At 63.6% G+C, this 20,233-nt stretch carries 20 protein-coding genes; 8 read left to right on the top strand and 12 right to left on the bottom strand.

All coding sequences use genetic code 11. From position 1 onward, the window contains the following. Positions 1–56 precede the first annotated feature (56 nt). From EOC94_RS09765 to EOC94_RS09790, 5 genes are all read left to right on the top strand, one after another. Complete coding sequence (locus EOC94_RS09765; RefSeq protein WP_095483005.1) at positions 57–1,211, top strand: ABC transporter substrate-binding protein; 1,155 nt, start codon at positions 57–59, stop codon at positions 1,209–1,211. 181 nt (positions 1,212–1,392) lie between these two features. Continuing rightward, positions 1,393–2,391: an ABC transporter ATP-binding protein gene (locus EOC94_RS09770; protein ID WP_127290094.1), complete on the top strand. Its 999-nt coding sequence runs from the start codon at positions 1,393–1,395 to the stop codon at positions 2,389–2,391. Between the two features lie 250 nt (positions 2,392–2,641). Further along, the gene (locus EOC94_RS09780) at positions 2,642–3,607 is read left to right on the top strand and encodes an ABC transporter permease (protein ID WP_127290096.1); all 966 of its coding nucleotides are present in this window, start codon (positions 2,642–2,644) and stop codon (positions 3,605–3,607) included. After that, positions 3,597–4,409: an ABC transporter permease gene (locus EOC94_RS09785; RefSeq protein ID WP_127205392.1), complete on the top strand. Its 813-nt coding sequence runs from the start codon at positions 3,597–3,599 to the stop codon at positions 4,407–4,409. Before EOC94_RS09780 ends, EOC94_RS09785 begins: the two co-directional genes overlap by 11 nt. Before the next feature lie 29 nt (positions 4,410–4,438). Continuing rightward, positions 4,439–5,866: a gamma-aminobutyraldehyde dehydrogenase gene (locus EOC94_RS09790; protein WP_127290098.1), complete on the top strand. Its 1,428-nt coding sequence runs from the start codon at positions 4,439–4,441 to the stop codon at positions 5,864–5,866. Between the two features lie 135 nt (positions 5,867–6,001). On the opposite strand, the gene EOC94_RS09795 is transcribed toward EOC94_RS09790, so the two are convergent. From EOC94_RS09795 to EOC94_RS09840, 10 genes are all read right to left on the bottom strand, one after another. After that, entirely contained in the window at positions 6,002–6,316 is a 315-nt protein-coding gene (locus EOC94_RS09795) for a hypothetical protein (RefSeq protein WP_127290100.1), read from the bottom strand. Positions 6,317–6,326: 10 nt separating this feature from the next. Next, a complete protein-coding gene (locus EOC94_RS09800; RefSeq protein ID WP_095483047.1) occupies positions 6,327–6,689 on the bottom strand; it encodes a nuclear transport factor 2 family protein in 363 nt (120 codons plus the stop codon). Between the two features lie 83 nt (positions 6,690–6,772). Further along, the gene (locus tag EOC94_RS09805) at positions 6,773–7,246 is read right to left on the bottom strand and encodes a carboxymuconolactone decarboxylase family protein (protein ID WP_127290102.1); all 474 of its coding nucleotides are present in this window, start codon (positions 7,244–7,246) and stop codon (positions 6,773–6,775) included. 108 nt (positions 7,247–7,354) lie between these two features. Then, positions 7,355–8,908 carry an alpha/beta fold hydrolase gene (locus EOC94_RS09810; RefSeq protein WP_127290104.1) on the bottom strand — a complete coding sequence of 518 codons (1,554 nt, stop codon included), beginning with the start codon at positions 8,906–8,908 and terminating at the stop codon, positions 7,355–7,357. A gap of 125 nt (positions 8,909–9,033) precedes the next feature. Further along, entirely contained in the window at positions 9,034–9,339 is a 306-nt protein-coding gene (locus EOC94_RS09815; protein ID WP_127205388.1) for a formate dehydrogenase subunit delta, read from the bottom strand. Continuing rightward, entirely contained in the window at positions 9,329–10,159 is an 831-nt protein-coding gene (fdhD, locus tag EOC94_RS09820; RefSeq protein ID WP_127290106.1) for a formate dehydrogenase accessory sulfurtransferase FdhD, read from the bottom strand. The genes EOC94_RS09815 and fdhD overlap by 11 nt, the downstream gene beginning before the upstream one ends. A 3-nt stretch (positions 10,160–10,162) precedes the next feature. After that, on the bottom strand, positions 10,163–13,039 hold the full coding sequence (gene fdhF, locus EOC94_RS09825; protein ID WP_127290108.1) for a formate dehydrogenase subunit alpha: 2,877 nt from the start codon (positions 13,037–13,039) through the stop codon (positions 10,163–10,165). A gap of 10 nt (positions 13,040–13,049) precedes the next feature. Next, positions 13,050–14,609, bottom strand: coding sequence for an NADH-quinone oxidoreductase subunit NuoF (locus tag EOC94_RS09830; protein WP_127290120.1), 1,560 nt, complete (start codon positions 14,607–14,609; stop codon positions 13,050–13,052). After that, positions 14,606–15,085 (bottom strand): formate dehydrogenase subunit gamma, encoded by a 480-nt coding sequence (locus EOC94_RS09835; protein WP_127290122.1) that lies wholly within the window; start codon positions 15,083–15,085, stop codon positions 14,606–14,608. The genes EOC94_RS09830 and EOC94_RS09835 overlap by 4 nt, the downstream gene beginning before the upstream one ends. 185 nt (positions 15,086–15,270) lie before the next feature. Next, on the bottom strand, positions 15,271–16,170 hold the full coding sequence (locus tag EOC94_RS09840; protein ID WP_095482993.1) for a LysR family transcriptional regulator: 900 nt from the start codon (positions 16,168–16,170) through the stop codon (positions 15,271–15,273). A 164-nt stretch (positions 16,171–16,334) separates the two neighbouring features. Between EOC94_RS09840 and EOC94_RS09845 the strand changes: the two genes are divergently transcribed. Next, complete coding sequence (locus EOC94_RS09845) at positions 16,335–16,976, top strand: DUF47 domain-containing protein (RefSeq protein ID WP_127290123.1); 642 nt, start codon at positions 16,335–16,337, stop codon at positions 16,974–16,976. A gap of 3 nt (positions 16,977–16,979) precedes the next feature. Then, positions 16,980–17,984 carry an inorganic phosphate transporter gene (locus tag EOC94_RS09850; protein WP_127290125.1) on the top strand — a complete coding sequence of 335 codons (1,005 nt, stop codon included), beginning with the start codon at positions 16,980–16,982 and terminating at the stop codon, positions 17,982–17,984. Between the two features lie 42 nt (positions 17,985–18,026). On the opposite strand, the gene EOC94_RS09855 is transcribed toward EOC94_RS09850, so the two are convergent. After that, positions 18,027–18,404 (bottom strand): VOC family protein, encoded by a 378-nt coding sequence (locus EOC94_RS09855; protein ID WP_127290127.1) that lies wholly within the window; start codon positions 18,402–18,404, stop codon positions 18,027–18,029. A gap of 237 nt (positions 18,405–18,641) precedes the next feature. On the opposite strand from EOC94_RS09855, the gene EOC94_RS09860 reads away from it, so the two are divergent. After that, complete coding sequence (locus EOC94_RS09860) at positions 18,642–19,847, top strand: Mrp/NBP35 family ATP-binding protein (RefSeq protein WP_127290129.1); 1,206 nt, start codon at positions 18,642–18,644, stop codon at positions 19,845–19,847. 157 nt (positions 19,848–20,004) lie between these two features. Here the strand turns inward: EOC94_RS09860 and EOC94_RS34525 are convergent. Beyond that, positions 20,005–20,233, bottom strand: a 229-nt coding sequence (locus EOC94_RS34525) for an SRPBCC domain-containing protein (RefSeq protein WP_281032965.1), incomplete at its 5' end; no start/stop codon positions are given.

Below are 20,233 nucleotides of genomic sequence, written 5' to 3' on the forward strand. Positions count from 1 at the left end.
TCACGGTCGGGACCAAGCCGCCGCGACAGTGCGGCCCCTCAAATGGGAGATCGACGATGAATTCATTCCTGAAGTCATGCACTGCACTGACGGTCGCGCTGACCTTCTCCGGCCAGGCGATCGCTCAGGTCAAGGAACTCGGCAAGGGCGAAGGCCAGGTCAACATTGTCGCCTGGCCCGGCTACATCGAGCGCGGCGAAACCGACAAGGGCTACGACTGGGTCACGTCCTTCGAGAAGGACACAGGCTGCAAGGTCAACGTCAAGACGGCCAACACGTCCGACGAAATGGTCGCGCTGATGAATGAGGGCGGCTTCGATCTCGTCACCGCCTCGGGCGACGCGTCGCTGCGCCTCGTCGCCGGCAAGCGCGTCCAGCCGATCAACACCGATCTCGTCCCGAGCTGGAAGACGGTCGACGACCGGCTCAAGGATGCGCCGTGGTTCACGGTCGGCGGCGTCCACTACGGCGTCCCCTACCAGTGGGGCCCGAATGTGCTGATGTACAACACCGAGGTGTTCAAGGAAGCGCCGAAGAGCTGGAACGTCGTCTTCGAGGAGATGACCTTGCCTGACGGCAAGTCGAACAAGGGCCGCGTCCAGGCCTATGACGGGCCGATCCATGTCGCCGATGCCGCCAACTATCTGATGTTTCACAAGCCGGAGCTCGGCATCAAGGATCCCTACGAGCTGACCGAGGATCAGTACAAGGCCGCGCTAGATCTGCTGCGCGTCCAGCGCACGCTGGTCGGACGCTACTGGCATGACGCCGCCATCCAGGTCGACGACTTCCAGAACGAAGGCGTTGTTGCTTCAGGTTCATGGCCCTACCAGGTCAACACGCTGGTTGCCGCCAAGAAACCGGTCGCTTCGACCATTCCGCAAGAAGGCGTCACCGGCTGGGCCGACACCACCATGATGGAGGCCGACGCAGCCCACCCGAACTGCGCCTATATGTGGCTGGAGCATTCGCTGTCGCCGAAAGTCCAGGGCGACATTTCCGCCTGGTTCGGCTCGTTGCCGGTGGTGCCGGCTGCCTGCAAAGGCAACGAACTGCTCGGCGAAGAAGGCTGCAAGACCAACGGCTACGACAATTTCGAAAAGATCAAGTTCTGGAAGACGCCAGTGTCGAAATGCGCCACCCAGAACGACCAGTGCGTGCCTTACTATCGCTGGGTGTCGGATTACATTGGCGTCATCGGCGGGCGGTGAGTTCGTCTCACTCGTTCTGAGAGCGTATCACTGCCCTCACTCTCACCCTCTCCCCGACGGGAGAGGGAGGACGCCGGCGTTTAGGTAAGCCCCCTTCTCCCTGTCACTATACGGGGAGAAGGTGCCGGCAGGCGGTGAGGGGCAGCGCCGTCGCCTGAATTTGATCAGCCTGGGACAGCCCATGACACCAGCCGTTTCGTTCGCCAAAGTCTCCCGTCATTTCGGCAGCGTGCGCGCCGTCGATATGGTCGATCTCGACATCGTGCCGGGCGAGTTCTTTGCCATGCTTGGGCCTTCCGGTTCCGGCAAGACGACCTGCCTGCGCCTGATCGCCGGCTTCGAGCAGCCGACATCGGGCTCGATCTCCATCTTCGGCGAACGTGCCGAAGGCGTTCCGCCCTACCGCCGCAACGTCAACACCGTGTTTCAGGATTACGCGCTGTTCCCGCATCTCAACGTGCTCGACAATGTCGCCTATGGGCTAATGGTCAAGGGCGTCGGCAAGCCGGAGCGACAGAAGGCGGCGGAAGAGACACTGTCGCTGGTCCGGCTCCCGGGCTACGGCGCCCGCCGTCCCAGCCAGCTCTCCGGCGGCCAGCGCCAGCGCGTCGCGCTTGCCCGCGCCCTGGTCAACCAGCCCAAGGTGCTTCTGCTCGACGAGCCGCTTGGCGCGCTCGACCTCAAGCTGCGTGAGAACATGCAGGAGGAGCTGAAGTCGCTGCAGAAGGCGCTCGGCATTACCTTCGTCTTCGTCACCCATGACCAGGGCGAGGCGCTGTCGATGGCCGACCGCGTCGCCGTCTTCAACGACGGCAAGGTCATGCAGATCGGCACGCCGGAGGACATCTACCAGCGCCCGAAGACGCGCTTCGTCGCCGATTTCGTCGGCTCGTCCAATGTGCTGCCGCCTGATTTCGTCCAGCGTTATTCCGGCCAGCATCGCTGGGGCAGCCTGCGCCCTGAATCCATTCGCATCGGCGGAGCCGCCAAGGGCGACGGCGTTGCCGCACGCCTCGTCTCGACCAACTATCTCGGCGCCACGACAAGACTGGCGCTCGACGCCGACGGGCTAAGGCTGCACGCCATCGTGCCTGCCGGTGCGAAATTGCCGAGGGAGGGTGAGGCTGTCGTGCTCACCTTCAACCGCGAGCATCTGCATCTGATGGACGAGCCGGCATGATGGCGCTGAAGGTAGCTAGTGGACTGAGTGAGGCGCTCCACGGCGCCCCCCTCTGTCCTGCCGGACATCTCCCCCACTTGGGGGGAGATCGGCAGCTTCGCCAGCGGCGCCTTTTCTGCAATGTTGGAGATTTGCGAAAGCAGTCGCGACAGCTAATCTCCCCCCAAGTGGGGGAGATGTCCGGCAGGACAGAGGGGGGCGCGAAGGATCGCGGCCTCTCATATTTCCTCCGCCAAGACAGAGCGGCGTCATGACGACCGCCGCGCTCAACTCCGGTCCCGTCCCCGCCATCCTGCCGGGCAGCGGCGGCTTGCGCGGCGCGCTGTCGGACGTCTTCTGGCGCAAGCCGAAGCTGCTGCTGCTGTTGATGCTGCTGCCGCCGGTGCTGTGGCTCGGCATCGTCTATATCGGCTCGCTGTTCGCGCTGCTCTTGCAGAGTTTTTTCTCGATCGACGAATTCTCCGGCCTCATCAACCGCGAATTCACGCTGAAGACCTATGGCGATCTGCTGCAGGCCGCCAATCTCGACATCATCCTGCGCACGGTGACAATGGCGGCCCTGGTCACGTTGGCCTCGGCGATCATCGCCTTCCCCATCGCCTATTACGCGGCGCGCTATGCGCGCGGCCGCTGGAAGGCGCTGTTCTATCTCGGCGTCATGCTGCCGCTGTGGTCGAGCTATCTGGTCAAGATCTATGCCTGGAAGCTCATCCTCGCCAAGGAAGGCATACTGACCTGGCTGCTCGCCAAGCTGCATCTTCTATGGCTTGTTGATGGCTGGCTGTCGCTGCCGATCGTCGGCGGCAATTCGCTATCGGTGTCGTCCACCGGCACCTTCATCGTCTTCGTCTATGTTTGGCTGCCCTTCATGATCCTGCCGGTGCAGGCGGCACTCGAGCGCGTGCCGGGCAATCTGGTCGAAGCCTCGTCCGATCTTGGCGCCTCGCCCGGCCAGACCTTCCGCAACGTGCTGTTCCCGCTGGCGCTGCCGGGAATCGTCGCCGGCTCGATATTCACCTTCTCGCTGACGCTCGGCGATTACATCATCCCGCAGATCATCGGCACCTCGCGGCTGTTCATCGGGCAGGCCGTCTATTCGCAGCAGGGCACCGCCGGCAACATTCCACTCGCCGCCGCCTTCACCGTGGTGCCCATCGTCATCATGGGCTTCTACCTCTGGGGCGCCAAGCGCATGGGAGCTTTCGATGCGCTCTGATGGCTCACCCGCTCCTCTCGGCCTGAAGGTGGCCGCCGCCTGCGGCCTGCTGTTCCTGCATCTGCCGATCCTCCTGATCTTTATCTATGCCTTCACGACCGAGGAAAAGAGCTTCGTCTGGCCGCCGCCGGGGCTGACGACGCAGTGGTTCGCCGTCACCTGGAACCGCCCGGACGTTTGGCAAGCGCTGTCGCTGTCGGTCCGTGTCGCCGCCATCTCGACCGCCGTCGCGCTGGTCCTCGGCACACTGTGCGCGGCGGCCGTGTCGCGAACACGGTTCTTTGGCCGCGAAACCATCTCGCTGCTGGTCATCCTGCCCATCGCGCTGCCTGGCATCATCACCGGCATCGCGTTGCGTTCGGCCTTTTCGCTGGCCGAGATCCCGTTCTCGTTCTGGACGATCGTGCTCGGCCACGCCACCTTCTGCGTCGTCGTCGTTTACAACAACGCCGTCGCCCGCTTCCGCCGCACCTCCGGCTCGATGATCGAGGCATCGATGGACCTTGGCGCCGACGGCTTCCAGACGTTCCGCCATGTCGTGCTGCCCAACATCGCCACCGCCCTGCTCGCCGGCGGCATGCTCGCCTTCGCGCTGTCGTTCGACGAGGTCATCGTCACCACCTTCACCGCCGGCCAGCAGCAGACGTTGCCGATCTGGATGCTGGAGGAGTTGATCCGTCCGCGCCAGCGCCCGGTCACCAATGTCGTGGCCATGGTTGTCGTGCTGGTGACGCTGCTGCCCATCCTCGCCGCCTACTACCTGACCCGCGACGGCGACCAGATCGCCGGTTCGGGCAAATGACGTCAAAAATCCATAAGGGAGAGACTTCCATGGACACAAAGATGCTGATCGGCTCGAAATTCGAGAAGGGCACCGAGACCGAGGAGCCGATCCTCAATCCGAAGACCGGGGCGACCATCCTCAACCTGCCTGAAGCCAGCCAGGCGCAGATCGAGGCAGCGGTGCTGGCGGCCGAAAAGGCTTTCGTCACCTGGTCGCGCACCACGCCGGCGCAGCGCGCGGGCTATCTCCTGAAGATCGCCGACCGCATCGAGGCCGACGCGAAGGATTTCGCCGCACTCGAGGCGCTCAATTGCGGCAAGCCGATCAATGCCGTGCTCAACGACGAGATCCCGGCGATCGTCGATTGCTACCGCTTCTTTGCCGGTGCCGTCCGCTCGATGCCCGGGCAGGTCGCCGGCGAATACATCCCCGGCCACACTTCGATGGTCCGGCGCGACGCCATCGGCGTCGTCGCTTCGATCGCGCCGTGGAACTACCCGCTGATGATGATGGCCTGGAAGCTGGCGCCGGCGATCGCCGGCGGCAATACCGTGGTTTTCAAACCATCGGAGCAGACGCCGCTGACGGCGCTAAAGCTGGCGAAGGTACTAGCCGAGATCCTGCCGGAAGGCGTCGTCAATGTCGTGCTCGGCCGCGGAGACAGCGTCGGCAACACGCTGATCAACCACCCGAAAATCAACATGATCTCGATCACCGGCGATGTCGCCACCGGCAAGAAGGTGCTGCAGGCCGCCGCCAAGTCCGTCAAGCGCACCCATCTCGAGCTCGGTGGCAAGGCGCCGGTCATCGTCTTCGATGACGCCGACCTGGGCGCGGTGATCAACGGCCTGCGCGCCTTCGGCTATTACAATGCCGGCCAGGACTGCACCGCCGCCTGTCGCATCTATGCCGGCAAGAAGATCTACGACAAGCTTGTCGCCGACCTTTCCTCGGCCGTCTCGACCATCAAGTACAACCGCCCCGACGACACCGAGAACGAGATCGGGCCGCTCATCTCACGCCGCCAGCGCGACCGCGTTTCGAGCTTCGTCGAACGCGCCTCCGAGTCGAAGCACATCGAGATCACCACCGGTGGCAAGCCGGGCGAGGGCTCCGGCTTCTTCTACCAGCCGACGGTCGTCGCCGGCGCCTTGCAGGAAGACGAGATCGTGCGCCGCGAAGTGTTCGGGCCGGTCGTCTCGGTCACTCGCTTTTCCGAAGTCGACGAGGCGGTGAGCTGGGCCAATGACAGCGACTATGGCCTCGCGTCCTCGGTGTGGACCAAGGATGTCTCGCGCGCCATGGCGACAGCCGCTCGGTTGCAATATGGCTGCACCTGGATCAACACCCATTTCATGCTGACCAACGAGATGCCGCATGGCGGGCTGAAACAGTCCGGCTACGGAAAGGACATGTCACTCTATGCCCTGGAGGATTATACCGCCGTGCGGCATGTGATGGTGGCACACGGCTAGCGCCTTCCCTTCTCCCCGCTCACGGGGAGAAGGTGGCCCGAAGGGCGGATGAGGGGCAGCACAAGCTTCTGCCAACTTGGCGCTGCCCCTTATCTGCCTGCCGGCATCTTCTTCCCGTTAACGGGCAGAAGAGCGCTACTCCACAATGCGATAGATGTTCCACAGGCTGGTGCCCGACACCACATAGGGCTCCATCTCCTTCCCCCATTTGGCGTGCGCGTCGATCTTGCCGATCTTGGCGAAGAATTCCTCCAGTTGTGCCAGGCTTTCGACCTGGTGGTGTGACTCGACCGTCGCCTCCCGTGCGCCGATCGAACCGGTCATGATCTGGAACTCAAGCGCGGCGAGACCGACCTGCGAGCCGATCTCGCGTTCCCATTTTTTCAACAAGTCGAGCACTGCCTGCTTGTGCCCGAACTTGGCGTCGATCTGCCATCTGGCGCTGAACATGGCCGCCTCCTCACTCGTCCCATGCCTGCACGACGGTCTGCCGCGCAATCTGGCCGTCCTTCAGCTCCAGCATCGCCGCGCAGAACACTTTTGTGCCGTCCGGGTAGTCGCAGGCCTGGGTGAAGGCGAGGTTGTCGCCGTCGGCGATGGTGGTGTCGACCTTGTGGGTCATCGCCCGGCTGCAGATGTCGTCCCAGAACGTGCTGATCGCCGCGCGCCCGCGGATTTCGCGCGGCTTGCTCGGCGGATTGTTGCGGTCGATTACCCGCACCAGCGCGTCGTCGGCATAGAAGCTCGACAGCAATTTTCCGTCACGGCCTTCGATCGCTTTCTTGATCGCCGCGCCGTCCACGGCCTGTGTCTTGGTCACCATTGTATCCTCCATGTGCCCGTCTTCACGAGCGGGCGTTTGATTGATCGGCGCTGTCCGGCGTTCATCGCCGGGGAGTGATTTTTCTACTGTGACTTCGCCTTGACGGCGGCGAACACCTCATCGGCCTGCTGCTTGAAAGCCGCGAGATCGATCTGGCTGCCGTTGAGCATCGTCGACCAGTGGCGCACGATCGCGGCCATCGCCACCGCTTCCTTGATCTCCTCGTCGGTTGCGCCATTGAGCTTGGCTGCCTGCGTGTGGAAATAGATGCAGTACTGGCAGGGGATCTGCGCAGCGACAGCGAGGCCCATCAACTCCTTGGTCTTGCCATCGAGCGCGGTCTTCGGGTTGAGCTGCACCCCTTTGATCTCAGCCCAGGCGCCGGCGACCGCGACGTCCGGCAGTGTCCTGAACATGTCCGGCACCGAGCCGAGCGTCGCCTGGATATCCTTGTAGGCAGCCGTTGCCGAAGCATCCTCGGCCTTTGCCGGGGCAACAGTCAGGAGCGCACCAATGCCTGCTGCCATCGCCAATGATTGGATCTTCCATTTCAACATTTCATCCTCTCTTCGCGGTGCCTTTTCTCGGCGACATCCGCCTGGCCTGCGGAGAGAATTGATACGCTTACGCTTCCGTGGCCGCTTCGCCCGAAAGCGCCATGGCTCTCATGGCCCGTCCGGGCCAGCGTGCCTGGCAGAAAACGCCGCCGCAGCCGCGCGCGACGGCAGATCCAGCTTGAGCAGTATGTTGGCGACGTGACGCTTGACAGTGTGCTCGCTCAGCCTGAGTTCAGCGGCAATCACAGCATTGCTCTTGCCGTCGGCAATCAGGCTCACCACCTCGCTTTCGCGTGCCGTCAGCGCTGCCGGCTCGGTCATCCGGGCTTTGGGCCGGCAGGCGGGCTCCAGATGCTGTTCGGACGTCGCATGCACCAGGGCGAGCGGCTCATCGAGTTCGTCAAGCGCGATCCGCCCGGCATCGGTGAAATGAAGGCCCGAACCGGTTGCCAGATCGGCGACCAGCCGGGACGCGAGGATATCGCCGCTGCCGGCATGGGCGGCAAGCTGCATCGTCACGCGGCCTGTCAGCCCCGCCGGCGGTCCGCGCAACTCGATCTCGCCGACATGCGCACCTTGCGCTGTGGCCACGCCGATCTTCTGCGCCGCGTCGCGCAGCGCCGCCGCACAGCGTATGGCACGCGCCGGGGCGTCGAACCGCGACATCATCAGCTCGCCATGCGTTCCAGCAGAGCGGCCACCATGGCGCCCGACCAGCAGTCGCCAAGTTTCCTGAAAACGCTGGCTGCGCTCGCTCCACATGCGGTCGCCGAGGCGCGCGGTATCGTAGATGCGGGTCGCTAGAAGTGCGGCTAGCACGCGCTCCGCCTCGGCGACCGCGCGCTCGCCGGTTAGAAACTCCTCGATCAGGTCGGCCACCCGGTCCACGTCGCCGGTCCAAATCGGGTGGTTGCGGCCAGGGATCACGACCAGGCGGGCATTCGGGATCTTTTTGGCCAGGAAACGACTGGCGTCGGGATCGACCCGCGCATCGTTGCGGCGATGGATCAGCAACGTTGGTGCGCTGATCGCCGCCAGCACGCCGCGCACGTCGATCCCCGCATTCATGCGCGCCAAGGCAGCCGCCGCCGTCGGGCTCGCCGATAGCCGCTCGAAGCGCCCCCACCATGTTGCAAAACGGGAATCGTCAACTCGGCCAGGCGCGAAATGAGGCAAGGTGGCGCCGGTGCCCCATGCGGTCTCCGCCATCTCAATGAAGGCGTCGAGGCGTTCCGGTGGCATCACCCATTTGTGGAAATGTGCATAGCCGCCATAGAGCACCAGCGCCCGGGTCCGCTCCGGATAGGTGGCGGCGAACAGCATCGCCATCGGCGCGCCTTCCGAAGCACCGAGCAATGCCGCACGGCCGCTGCCAGTGGCATCCATCACCGCACGCACATCGTCCATGCGGGTTTCGAGACTAGGCAGGTGATGCGCATCGACGCGATCGGACAGGCCGGTGCCGCGCTTGTCGAACAGGATCAGCCGCGAGAACGCTGAAAGCCGTTTCAGCAGACGGCTGTAACCCTCGTCTTCCCAGTGCAGATCGAGATTGGAAATGAAGCCCGGCACGAAAACGAGATCGAACGATCCCTGGCCGACCACCTGGTAGGCGATCCGCACGTCGCCGCTTCGGGCGTATCGAGTTTCGATCGGCCTCACGAGGTTTGTCCGCCCGGCCCGACGATTTCTGGTCGCGGGATCATAGCAGAGGCGCGCGGATTGCGGCAGATGCAACTTTAGAGAGGTTGAATAAGCCGGCGGCAGCTAAAGAGACATTTGCTGGCCTATTTCTGTGACGCCGCGGCGATCTCGGCCTTCCCGTCCGCGCTAAAACCTGCGCCCTCCGGCGCACTCGGCCGCTTGATCCTCACCGAGGCGGCCACGACAAGCTCGTTGAAGCCTTCGCCACCGCTGTCCAGCATTTCGAACAATTGCCGCCGCATCCTCGGTTCCCAGAACTTGTTGATGTGCTCGGCGACGCCGGCAATGCCTTCCTCGCGCGGCTTGGAGTGAAAAAAGGCTGCGATCTGGTTGGCCATGCGGACCAGCTTCTCGCCGGTGCTCATGATGTGGCCTTCGTCATGCGACATGCTTGGCAACTCCGGAAACCACACGGCTAGGGTGGGTGAAGATATCGAAATCATCGCCGCGCACGAGAGCCACCAGCGTCATGCCAGCCTCTTCTGCGGTGCGGATGGCAAGTGCCGTCGGTGCCGAGACGGCAATGATGAAGGCAGCACCTATCGCCGCCGTCTTCTGCACCATCTCGACCGAAACGCGCGACGTCACGACGACGGCACCCGAGGTGCCGTCGATGCCGGCTTTGGCCAGTGCGCCGGCCAGCTTGTCGAGCGCATTGTGGCGGCCGACATCCTCGCGCGCCATGACGATGCCCTTGCCGTGGATGTAAAAGCCGGCGGCATGCACCGCACCGGTCTCGGCGTGCAGCGGCTGCACCCTCGACAGAAGCTTGACCGAGCGGATGATATCTTCGGCCGCAAGCGTAAGTTTTGACGAACCGACGGCCTCGACCGAGCGCATCGCTTCCTCGATCGATTCGATGCCGCACAGCCCGCAGCCGACCGGTCCGGCCAGCCGTCTGCGCCGCGCTTCGAAGCGCGTATTGGCCTGGTCCTTCAAGCTGATCTGGATGTCGATGCCGGCGCCGTGATCTTCGATCTCGATCGCCTCGATTTCTTGGCGGTCGGCGATGATGCCTTCGGTCAGTGAGAAGCCGAGCGCGAAATCCTCGAAATCGGCGGGACTTGCCATCATCACCGCATGAGTGGTGCCGGCAAAGGAGAACGCCACCGGCGTCTCTTCCGGCACCATGCGGTTGGCGGCCGCAGTGCCGCCGGCGCGGTGCGCCAGCCGCGAGATCTGCGTCGTGGCTTTGCGGCGCGCGCTCAAAGATTACTCCGCTGCTTCCAGCGTCGCGATGCGACGGCTGTTGCGGGCCTGCTCGTCATAGTCGATCTGCCATTCCGACGGTCCGTTGGACGCGCCTACCTGCACCGCCGTCACCTTATATTCCGGACAGTTGGTTGCCCAGTCGGAGAAATCGGTGGTGATGACGTTGGCCTGCGTGTCGGGGTGGTGGAACGTCGTATAGACCACGCCAGGCGACACCTTGTCGGTGATCAGCGCGCGCAGCGTCGTCTCGCCGGAGCGGCTGGTCAGGCGGACCCAGTCGCCGTCACGCAGACCGCGGTTTTCGGCGTCATGCGGGTGGATCTCCAGCCGGTCCTCGCTGTGCCACATGATATTGTCGGTACGTCTGGTCTGCGCGCCGACATTGTACTGCGACAGGATGCGGCCGGTGGTCAGCAGTAGCGGGAAGCGTGGTCCCGTTCTCTCGTCGGTCGCCACATATTCGGTGCGGATGAACTTGCCCTTGCCGCGCACAAAGCCGCTGATATGCATGATCGGCGTGCCGTCCGGCGCCTTCTCGTTGCAGGGCCACTGCACCGAGCCCATCTTTTCCAGATAATCGTAGGAGACGCTGGCGAAGCTCGGCGTCGTCTTGGCGATCTCGTCCATGATTTCCGACGGGTGCTGGTAATTCCAGGCAAGCCCCATCGTCTGCGCGAGCTTCTGCGTCACTTCCCAGTCGGCCAGCCCGTTCTTCGGCGCCATCACCTTGCGAACGCGGTTGATGCGACGCTCGGCATTGGTGAAGGTGCCGTCCTTCTCGAGGAAGGTCGAGCCGGGCAGGAAGACATGCGCGTAGTTGGCGGTCTCGTTGAGGAAAAGATCGTGCACGACCACGCATTCCATTGCCGCCAGCCCTGCGGCGACATGCTTGGTGTCGGGATCGGACTGCAGGATGTCCTCGCCCTGCACGTAGAGGCCCTTGAACGAGCCGTCGACGGCGGCGTCCAGCATGTTGGGGATGCGCAGGCCAGGCTCGTCGTCGAGCTTGACGCCCCACAGGCTCTCATAGATGTCGCGGACCGCATCGCCGGAGACGTGGCGATAGCCGGGCAGCTCATGCGGGAACGAGCCCATGTCGCAGGAGCCCTGGACATTGTTCTGGCCGCGCAGCGGGTTCACGCCGACGCCCGGGCGGCCGATATTGCCGGTCGCCATGGCAAGATTGGCAATGGCGATGACCGTTGTCGAGCCCTGGCTGTGCTCGGTCACGCCGAGGCCGTAATAGATCGCGCCATTGCCGCCGGTGGCAAACAGCCGAGCGGCGCCGCGGATCTCTTCGGGATCGACACTGGCAAGCTGACCGACCACCTCAGGGCTGTTTTCTGGCAGCGCCGCGAACGACGCCCAGTCCTGGAACTCGTCCCAATCGCAGCGCTCGCGGATGAAGGCTTCGTCGAACAGGCCTTCGGTGACGATGACATGCGCAAGCGCGGTGACCACGGCGACATTGGTGCCGGGCTTCAGCGGCAGATGATGCTGCGCCTCGATATGGGCCGAGCGCACGATGTCGGTGCGGCGCGGGTCGAGCACGATCAGCTTGGCGCCCTTGCGCAACCGCTTCTTCATGCGTGACGCAAATACCGGATGTGCGTCGGTCGGATTGGCACCGATGATCATCACCACATCGGTTTTCTCGATTGAATCGAAATCCTGGGTGCCGGCCGAGGTGCCAAATGTCTGGCCAAGGCCATAGCCGGTCGGCGAATGGCAGACGCGGGCGCAGGTGTCGACATTGTTGTTGCGGAAACCCTGGCGGATCAGTTTCTGCACCAGATAGGTTTCCTCGTTCGTGCAGCGCGACGAGGTGATGCCGCCGATCGAGGTGCGGCCATACTGGTATTGGATGCGGCGGAACTCGTTGGCGGTATGGGTGAGCGCTTCTTCCCACGACACTTCACGCCATGGATCGGTGACCTTTTCGCGGATCATCGGATTGAGTATGCGCTCCTTGTGGGTCGAATAGCCGTAGGCAAAACGTCCCTTGACGCAGCTATGGCCACGGTTCGCCTTGCCGTCCTTGTAGGGCACCATGCGCACCAGCTCGTCGCCGCGCATTTCGGCCTTGAACGAGCAACCGACGCCGCAATAGGCGCAGGTGGTGACCACCGAATGCTCCGGCTGGCCGATCTTGATCACCGATTTTTCGGAGAGCGTCGCCGTCGGGCAGGCCTGCACGCAGGCGCCGCAGGACACGCATTCGCTGTCGATGAAGAGCTGATGCATGCCTGGCGACACGCGGCTTTCAAAGCCGCGGCCCTCGATGGTCAGCGCGAAGGTGCCTTGCACCTCCTCGCAGGCGCGCACGCAGCGCGAGCAGACGATGCATTTCGAGGGATCATAGGTGAAGTACGGGTTGGACTCGTCCTTCGCCATCCATTTGAAATTTTCTGCGCCGTCGTTCTTCTTGAAAACGTGGTTGTCGCCCTCATAACCGTAGCGCACGTCGCGCAGGCCGACGACGCCGGCCTGCGTCTGCAATTCGCAGTCGCCATTGGCGGCACAGGTCAGGCAGTCGAGCGGATGGTCGGAGATGTAGAGCTCCATCACGCCGCGGCGGATGTCCTTCAGCCTTCCGGTCTGGGTGTGCACCACCATGCCCGGCGCCACCGGCGTCGTGCAGGAGGATGGCGTGCCGTTGCGGCCGTCGATCTCGACCAGGCAAAGCCGGCAGGAGCCGAAGGCGTCGACCATGTCGGTGGCGCAGAGTTTTGGAATGGCGATGCCCGCTTCCATCGAGGCGCGCATGATCGAGGTGCCTTCCGGCACGGTGACCGAAAAGCCGTCAACCGTCAGCGTCACCTGCTTCTCGGAGGTCGAGGCCGGTGTGCCGTAGTCGATTTCCTGAACGAGACCCATGGCGAGACTCCTATTCTGCTGCTTCGGCGACCGGCGCCGGCTTGAAATCATCGCGGAAGTGGTTGATTGCGCTCATCACCGGGTAGGGCGTGAAGCCACCCAGCGCACAGAGCGAACCGAACTTCATCGTGTTGCAGAGGTCTGTCACCAGCTCGATCTGCTTTTCCGGCTCGATACCCCTGGCGATCTTGTCGATCGTCTCGACGCCGCGCGTCGAGCCGATGCGGCATGGCGTGCACTTGCCGCAGCTTTCGATGGCGCAGAACTCCATGGCGAAGCGCGCCTGCTTCAGCATGTCGGCGGTGTCGTCGAACACTGTGATGCCGGCATGGCCGATCAGCCCGTCCTTGGCGGCGAAAGCCTCGTAGTCGAATGGCGTGTCGAACAGCGCGCGGGGAAAATAAGCTCCCAACGGCCCCCCGACCTGCACCGCCTTGACCGGCCGTCCGGTCGCCGTGCCGCCGCCGATGTCGTCGACGATCTCGCCAAGCGTCATGCCGAACGCTGCCTCGAACAGGCCGCCATATCTGACATTGCCGGCGATCTGGATCGGAATGGTGCCGCGCGAGCGGCCCATGCCGAAATCCTTGTAGAAGGCAGCGCCCTTGTCCATGATGACAGGCACCGATGCCAGCGAGATGACGTTGTTGATCACTGTCGGCTTGCCGAACAGGCCCTGGATGGCCGGCAGTGGCGGCTTGGCGCGAACGACGCCGCGCTTGCCTTCGAGGCTGTTGAGCAGCGAGGTTTCCTCGCCGCAGACATAGGCGCCGGCGCCGACGCGGATTTCCATGTCGAAGGCGTTGGGCGAGCCCAGCACGTTGACGCCGAGCAGGCCCGCTTCGCGGGCGACCTCGACCGCCTTCTGCATCATCGCCACCGCATGCGGATATTCCGAGCGGATATAGACAAAACCCTTGGTCGCGCCGGTCGCGACGCCGGCGATCGCCATTCCCTCGATCAGCACGAAGGGGTCGCCCTCCATGATCATGCGGTCGGCGAAGGTGGCGCTGTCGCCCTCGTCGGCATTGCAGACGATATACTTTTTGTCGGCCGTCGTATCGAGCACCGTTTTCCATTTGATGCCGGTCGGGAAGCCGGCGCCGCCGCGACCGCGCAGGCCCGACTCGATGACCTGCTTGACGATTTCGGCCGGCGCCATCGCCACGGCGTTCTGCAGCCCCTTCAGTCCGCCATGCGCCTTGTAGTGATCGAGCGACAGCGGATTGATGACGCCGCAGCGCGCGAATGTCAGCCGCGTCTGCCTGGCGAGGAACGGGATCTTGTCGGGCGCGCCCAGCCAGCGCTTGTGGTAGCCGCCGGTGAGGAAGCCGCTGTCGAACAAGCTTTTGACGTCGGACGGCTTCACCGGCCCGTAGGCGACGCGGCCCTTGTCTGTTGTTGCCACTTCGACCATCGGCTCGAGGAAATAGGCGCCGCGCGAACCATTGCGCACGATCTTGGCCTCGATGCCGCGATCGGCCAATTCCTTCTCAATCGCCTTGGCCACCTTTTCCGCACCCAGCGCCAGCGCGCCGGAGTCGCCGGGAATGTAGATGCGCGGGATCATGAGCGCACCTCGGCAACGATCTCGTCGAGCTTTTCGTCATCGAGCCGGCCGATCACCGCGCCGTCCAGCATTGCCGATGGCGCGCAGGCGCAAAGGCCGAGGCAATAGACCGGTTCCAGCGTCACTGAACCGTCGCGCGCCGTCTCGTGGAAACCGATGCCCAGCAATTGCTTGAGCTTGGCGGCAACGGCGTCCGAGCCCATCGACTGACAGGCTTCCGCCTGACAGAGCTTCAGCACATGCCGCCCGGCCGGGTGGCTGCGGTAGTCATGGTAGAAGGTTACGACGCCGTGCACCTCCGCCTTGGAGATGTTCAGCGCCTCGGCGATCACCGGCAGCGCGTCCTGCGGCACATGGCCGAACTCTTCCTGGATGCCGTGGAGGATCGGCAATAGCGGGCCTTCGAGGCCCTTCAGCTCCTGGATGATCGCCGCCGTGCGCGACGCGATCTCGGTACTTGCAGGCTGCATTGTCATGCAGCGCCCTCCCTGGTCGTTGCGATCCAATGCATGTCGCCCAAAAGTGCGAAACGTTCTTTGGGCAACGACATGCGATGTCGCTAAGTGTTTAGGAAATCAGAGGAAACCCGCCAAATCAATAAAGCCGATCCGTTGCTCGATAGAAATCTTCTATCGATCCCACTCATCCGGCAATCTCTAGCTCAACGGCGGGCGCGGAAATCGTCTGCCAGCGCCATCGCCTCGTCCAGCAGCGCCGAGACCAGCGGCGTGTGCGGCTCGCGCGGCGTCGCCACCAGCCCCACGGTGTGGCTGGCATCCGGCTCGACGATCGGTATGGCCCGGATCGGCTCGGAAAAGCCGAATGTTTCCGAGAGGTTGAGCGGCATGATCGACGACCATTTGCCGGTACGGATATGGGAGAACAGCACGATCATCGAATTGGATTCGAGTGTCGGCCGCACCTGCGTGCCGGCTTCGGCCAAATGCTGGTCGATGATGCGGCGGTTCTGCATGTCCGGCGTCAATAGGCAGAGCGGCAGCTGGCTGAGCTCCGCCCATGTCACTTTGTCGCGGTCGGAATAGGGGTTTCCGACGGCGGTGATCAGCTGATAGCGCTCGTCATAGAGCGGCACACTGGTCACCCGCCCCAGTGGCTCGTTGTCGAGATAGGTGATGCCGGCGTCGATGTCGAAATTGCCGAGCAGCGACAGCACCTCGATCGAGGTGCGCGACAGCACCGAGAAGGTGACGCCGGGATGTTTTGCCCGAAAAGGTGTCGTCAGCCGCGCCACCATGGCTAGCGCCGTCGGGATGGCCGCGATGCGGATGCGTCCCGAAAGGCCGTGACGCGCCGCCCGCATCTCCTCGCGCATGGTGCGGGTATCGCCGACGATGCGGCGCGCCCACACCAGCACCTGTTCTCCCTCCGGCGTCAGCCCCTGAAAGCGCGAGCCGCGCAATACCAGCATCACGCCGAGCTGGCCCTCCAACTGCTTGATCCCGGCCGAAAGCGTCGGCTGGGTGACGCCGCACACCTCCGCCGCCCGGCCGAAATGCTCTTCCCTGGCCAGCGCGATGAAGAATTCCAGCTTGTCGATCATGCCATCTGTCCGGTGTCCAGCGCCAAGGTCGGGGAAATTGCCTTCCGCCGCAAGCTGCATGTGCAATCGGCAGCATCCACACCTTTCAGCCGGCTTACTATTTCCCGCAGCGGCATGCGGCGCTATGTGGATAAGGCGAGGTCGTGGGGCACGGGAGATCGAACATGCTGGGCTGGTTCCGCAAGCTGCTGCCGCGCGAGGATCGCTTCTTCGACCTCTTCGAGCAGCACTCCCGCACCGTGGTCGATGGCGCCGAGGCGCTCGAGCAGCTCCTCCAGGGCAAGGACATCGATCGCTGGTGCCAGAAGATCATCGATCTTGAAGACCAGGCCGATCACATCACCGCGGAAGTCCTGCTTTCCGTGCGGCGCTCGTTCATCACGCCTTTCGATCGCGGTGACATCAAGGACCTGATCCAGTCGATGGATGACGCCATCGACATGATGCACAAGACCGTCAAGACGGTGAAGCTGTTCGACAAGAAGGAATTCGACCCGCTGATGCTGGAAATGGGCGGCGTCATCGTTATTGCAGCCAAGCTGGTCGCCGAGGCCATCCCATTGCTCAGCAAGATCGGCGCCCACAGCGTGCGCCTCAACGCGATCGCCGAAGAGGTCATGCGCGCGGAAGGCCGGGCCGACGATCTGCACGAGCAGGGCCTGAAGGACCTGTTCAAGAGGCATGGCCGCAGCGACCCGATGGCCTACCTGATCGGCAGCGAGATCTATGGCGAGCTGGAAAAAGTGGTCGACCGGTTCGAGGACGTCGCCAATGAGATCAGCGGCATCGTCATCGAGAACGTTTAGCCAATGGAAGCCGCCATCGCCTTTCCCGTGCTGGCCGGGCTCATCGCCGTTGCGCTGTTCTTCGATTTTCTCAACGGACTGCACGATGCCGCCAACTCTATCGCCACCATCGTCTCCACGCGTGTGCTGAGGCCACACTATGCGGTGCTGTGGGCGGCCTTCTTCAATTTCATCGCCTTCCTGTTCTTCGGCCTTCATGTTGCCGAGACCTTGGGAACGGGCATCATCGACGCCAGCATCGTCACCCCGGGGGTGATCTTCGCCGCTCTCGTCGGTGCCATTGTCTGGAATATCGTCACCTGGCTCGTCGGCATCCCCTCCAGCAGCTCGCACGCGCTGATCGGCGGACTTGTCGGTGCCGGCGTTGCAAAGGCAGGCGGCGGCGCCATCGTCTGGACCGGACTCGGCAAGACCATTGCGGCCATCGTCCTGTCGCCGGCGACCGGATTTCTGCTGGCGCTTGTCCTGATCCTTGCGGTCTCCTGGGCGTTCGTGCGCCAGACACCGTTCGCCGTGGACAACACTTTCCGCGTCATGCAGTTCGTTTCCGCCTCGCTCTATTCACTCGGCCATGGCGGCAACGACGCACAGAAAACCATGGGCATCATCGCCGTGCTGCTCTATTCGCAAGGCATGCTCGGAGAAAATTTCTACGTGCCGCTATGGGTCGTCATCACCTGTCAGGCGGCGCTGGCGCTGGGCACATTGTTCGGCGGGTGGCGCATCGTCCACACCATGGGCTCGAAGATCACCCGGCTGAACCCGATGCAGGGGTTCTGCGCCGAGACCGGCGGTGCGATCACCCTGTTCGCCGCCACTTGGCTCGGCATTCCGGTGTCGACGACGCATACGATCACCGGCGCCATTATCGGCGTCGGCGCCGCCCGCCGCGTCTCAGCCGTGCGCTGGGGCATCGCCGGCAACATCGTCATCGCCTGGATTGTCACTCTGCCGGCCACGGCCGCGATTTCGGCCCTCACCTACCTCGCGGTCAGCCTGGCGGCGTGAGGTGAGTGGCGCTCGAACTCGCATTGTGCGGCAGCGCGAAATCTACCTGTCCACAAGGTTCAGGATGTTACCGTCCGGATCCTTGAACCAGGCAACCTTCATGCCGTGACCGACGTGGACGTCGCCTTCCAGCGTCAGGCCCGGCATCTCGTAGTGCTCGAAGACCACGCCCTTCGATTTCAGCGCCCTGACGACGGTGTCGATCTCGTCGCCGACCATCCAGGTCACCGCTGTTGCCTTGTTGGTGCCGGCGAACTTCGAGTGGTACACATTGATGCTGGTGTCGCCGCTTTTGTAAACGATCAACTCGCCACCCTCATTGTGTACCTCAGTCAGGCCGAGCGTTCCCTCATAGAAAGACCTGGCCTTCGCCAGATCTTTCACCGCGAGATTGGCCGTTGCGTTGCTGTTTGCGAGCATGATTGTCTCCTTCCTTGCTGGCGAGCACGCCCGAGCCCTGCAGGAAAATAGGGCTGCTTTGCCTTCTGGCGACCGCAGCTCGCGCGATCGGCGTGCCTCTTCCTAAGACGTTTCGATTGACGCAAATCCCTAAAGTGGACGCAAGTTTTTGAAGCCATGCCGCTGCGCGTGCCGTTCCGCCGCTTGGTTCTGTTCGGGAACTGCATTATCTGATGCGGAAAAGCAGAGGAAAAGCTGATGCCCGCCGTCCAGGAAAACGTCACCAAGGAAATCGTCATCGAGCGCCTGAAGACGGTCAATGGGCCGGATTTCACCGGCAACATCGTCGACCTCGGCATGGTTTCCGAGATTTTCATTGCCGATGCCAAGGTCTTCTTCTCGATCACCGTTCCTGCCGCCCGGGCCCAGGAGATGGAGCCGTTGCGCGCCGCAGCCGAACGGGTTGTCAAGGCGATCCCCGGTGTCGCCGGCGCCGTGGTCGCGCTGACGGCGGAAAAGAAGGGTGGCGGCATGGAGGCTCCGGTTCCGCAAAGACCCGCTCCCAGGCCCGCCCCAAGGCCCACACCTGCGGCCGCACCCGCTGCGGCGCCACGCCCGGCTCCGCATGCTCCGGCCTCGCACAGCCAGGGCAAACGCGGCGTGCCCGGCATCGAGGCGATCATCGCTGTCGCTTCCGGCAAGGGCGGCGTCGGCAAGTCGACCACTGCCGTCAACATCGCGCTTGGCCTCGCCGCTAACGGCTTGAGGGTTGGTGTGCTTGACGCCGACATCTACGGCCCGTCCATGCCGCGGCTGCTCAACATCCATGGCCGGCCGCAGACCGTCGACGGCAAGATCCTGAAGCCGATGGAGAATTACGGGCTGAAGGTCATGTCGATGGGCTTCCTCGTCGATGAGGAGACGCCGATGATCTGGCGCGGGCCGATGGTGATGTCGGCGCTGACGCAGATGCTGCGCGAGGTCGAGTGGGGTCCGCTCGACGTGCTCGTCGTCGACATGCCGCCCGGCACCGGCGACGCGCAGCTGACCATGGCCCAGCAGGTGCCGCTCGCCGGCGCCGTCATCGTCTCGACGCCGCAGGATCTGGCCCTGATCGATGCGCGAAAGGGCCTCAACATGTTCAAGAAGGTCGACGTGCCGCTGTTGGGCATCGTCGAGAATATGAGCTACTTCCTCGCCCCCGACACCGGCAAGCGCTACGATATCTTCGGCCACGGCGGCGCGCGCCGCGAGGCCGAGCGTCTCGGCGTCACCTTTCTCGGCGAAGTGCCGCTCGAGATGGGAATCCGCGAAAGCTCGGATGCCGGCACGCCGGTCGTGGTCTCGAAGCCCGATGGCGCCGAGGCAAAAATCTACCGCGACATCGCTTCTAAGGTCTGGGACAGGGTCAATGAAGAACGCGGCGCGGCGGAAGCCGCGGTGCCGAGCATCGTGTTCGAGTAACGCGGATATCCCTCTCCCTTGAGGGGAGGGTGCCGCGCGAAGCGCGGTGGGAGGGGTCATCTGAACCGCCTCAACCTCTTACGAAGGAAATGTCGGAGCGCGTCGCCACCGACCCCACCCGGCCCTTCGGGCCACCCTCCCCTCAAGGGGGAGGGGCTCAGCCGCCGACCTTCTCGCCAAAACTCGAAAAAAACTGCCCGGCCAGTTTCTTCGACGTCGATTCGATCAGCCGGCTGCCGAGCTGGGCGATCTTGCCGCCGACATCGGCCTTGGCCGCATATCTGAGGATCGTCGCCTCCGGCCCATCGGCGGTCAGCGTCACATCGGCGCCGCCTTTTGCGAAGCCGGCGATGCCGCCCTTGCCCTCACCCTGGATGGTGTAGGAA

The sequence above is a fragment of the Mesorhizobium sp. M6A.T.Ce.TU.016.01.1.1 genome (assembly GCF_003997065.1).
Taxonomy (GTDB): Bacteria; Pseudomonadota; Alphaproteobacteria; order Rhizobiales; family Rhizobiaceae; genus Mesorhizobium; species Mesorhizobium mediterraneum.

Bases quoted from the DNA above. Each gene is read 5' to 3' on its own strand.
- EOC94_RS09785 (WP_127205392.1), top strand. From the start codon at position 3,597: ATGCGCTCTGATGGCTCACCCGCTCCTCTCGGCCTGAAGGTGGCCGCC.
- EOC94_RS09795 (WP_127290100.1), bottom strand. From the start codon at position 6,316: ATGTTCAGCGCCAGATGGCAGATCGACGCCAAGTTCGGGCACAAGCAG.
- EOC94_RS09840 (WP_095482993.1), bottom strand. From the start codon at position 16,170: ATGATCGACAAGCTGGAATTCTTCATCGCGCTGGCCAGGGAAGAGCAT.
- EOC94_RS09830 (WP_127290120.1), bottom strand. From the start codon at position 14,609: ATGATCCCGCGCATCTACATTCCCGGCGACTCCGGCGCGCTGGCGCTG.
- EOC94_RS09800 (WP_095483047.1), bottom strand. From the start codon at position 6,689: ATGGTGACCAAGACACAGGCCGTGGACGGCGCGGCGATCAAGAAAGCG.
- EOC94_RS09845 (WP_127290123.1), top strand. From the start codon at position 16,335: ATGCTGGGCTGGTTCCGCAAGCTGCTGCCGCGCGAGGATCGCTTCTTC.
- EOC94_RS09860 (WP_127290129.1), top strand. From the start codon at position 18,642: ATGCCCGCCGTCCAGGAAAACGTCACCAAGGAAATCGTCATCGAGCGC.
- fdhF (WP_127290108.1), bottom strand. From the start codon at position 13,039: ATGGGTCTCGTTCAGGAAATCGACTACGGCACACCGGCCTCGACCTCC.
- EOC94_RS09835 (WP_127290122.1), bottom strand. From the start codon at position 15,085: ATGACAATGCAGCCTGCAAGTACCGAGATCGCGTCGCGCACGGCGGCG.
- EOC94_RS09855 (WP_127290127.1), bottom strand. From the start codon at position 18,404: ATGCTCGCAAACAGCAACGCAACGGCCAATCTCGCGGTGAAAGATCTG.
- EOC94_RS09815 (WP_127205388.1), bottom strand. From the start codon at position 9,339: ATGTCGCATGACGAAGGCCACATCATGAGCACCGGCGAGAAGCTGGTC.
- EOC94_RS09770 (WP_127290094.1), top strand. From the start codon at position 1,393: ATGACACCAGCCGTTTCGTTCGCCAAAGTCTCCCGTCATTTCGGCAGC.
- EOC94_RS09790 (WP_127290098.1), top strand. From the start codon at position 4,439: ATGGACACAAAGATGCTGATCGGCTCGAAATTCGAGAAGGGCACCGAG.
- EOC94_RS09805 (WP_127290102.1), bottom strand. From the start codon at position 7,246: ATGTTGAAATGGAAGATCCAATCATTGGCGATGGCAGCAGGCATTGGT.
- EOC94_RS09765 (WP_095483005.1), top strand. From the start codon at position 57: ATGAATTCATTCCTGAAGTCATGCACTGCACTGACGGTCGCGCTGACC.
- EOC94_RS09850 (WP_127290125.1), top strand. From the start codon at position 16,980: ATGGAAGCCGCCATCGCCTTTCCCGTGCTGGCCGGGCTCATCGCCGTT.
- EOC94_RS09780 (WP_127290096.1), top strand. From the start codon at position 2,642: ATGACGACCGCCGCGCTCAACTCCGGTCCCGTCCCCGCCATCCTGCCG.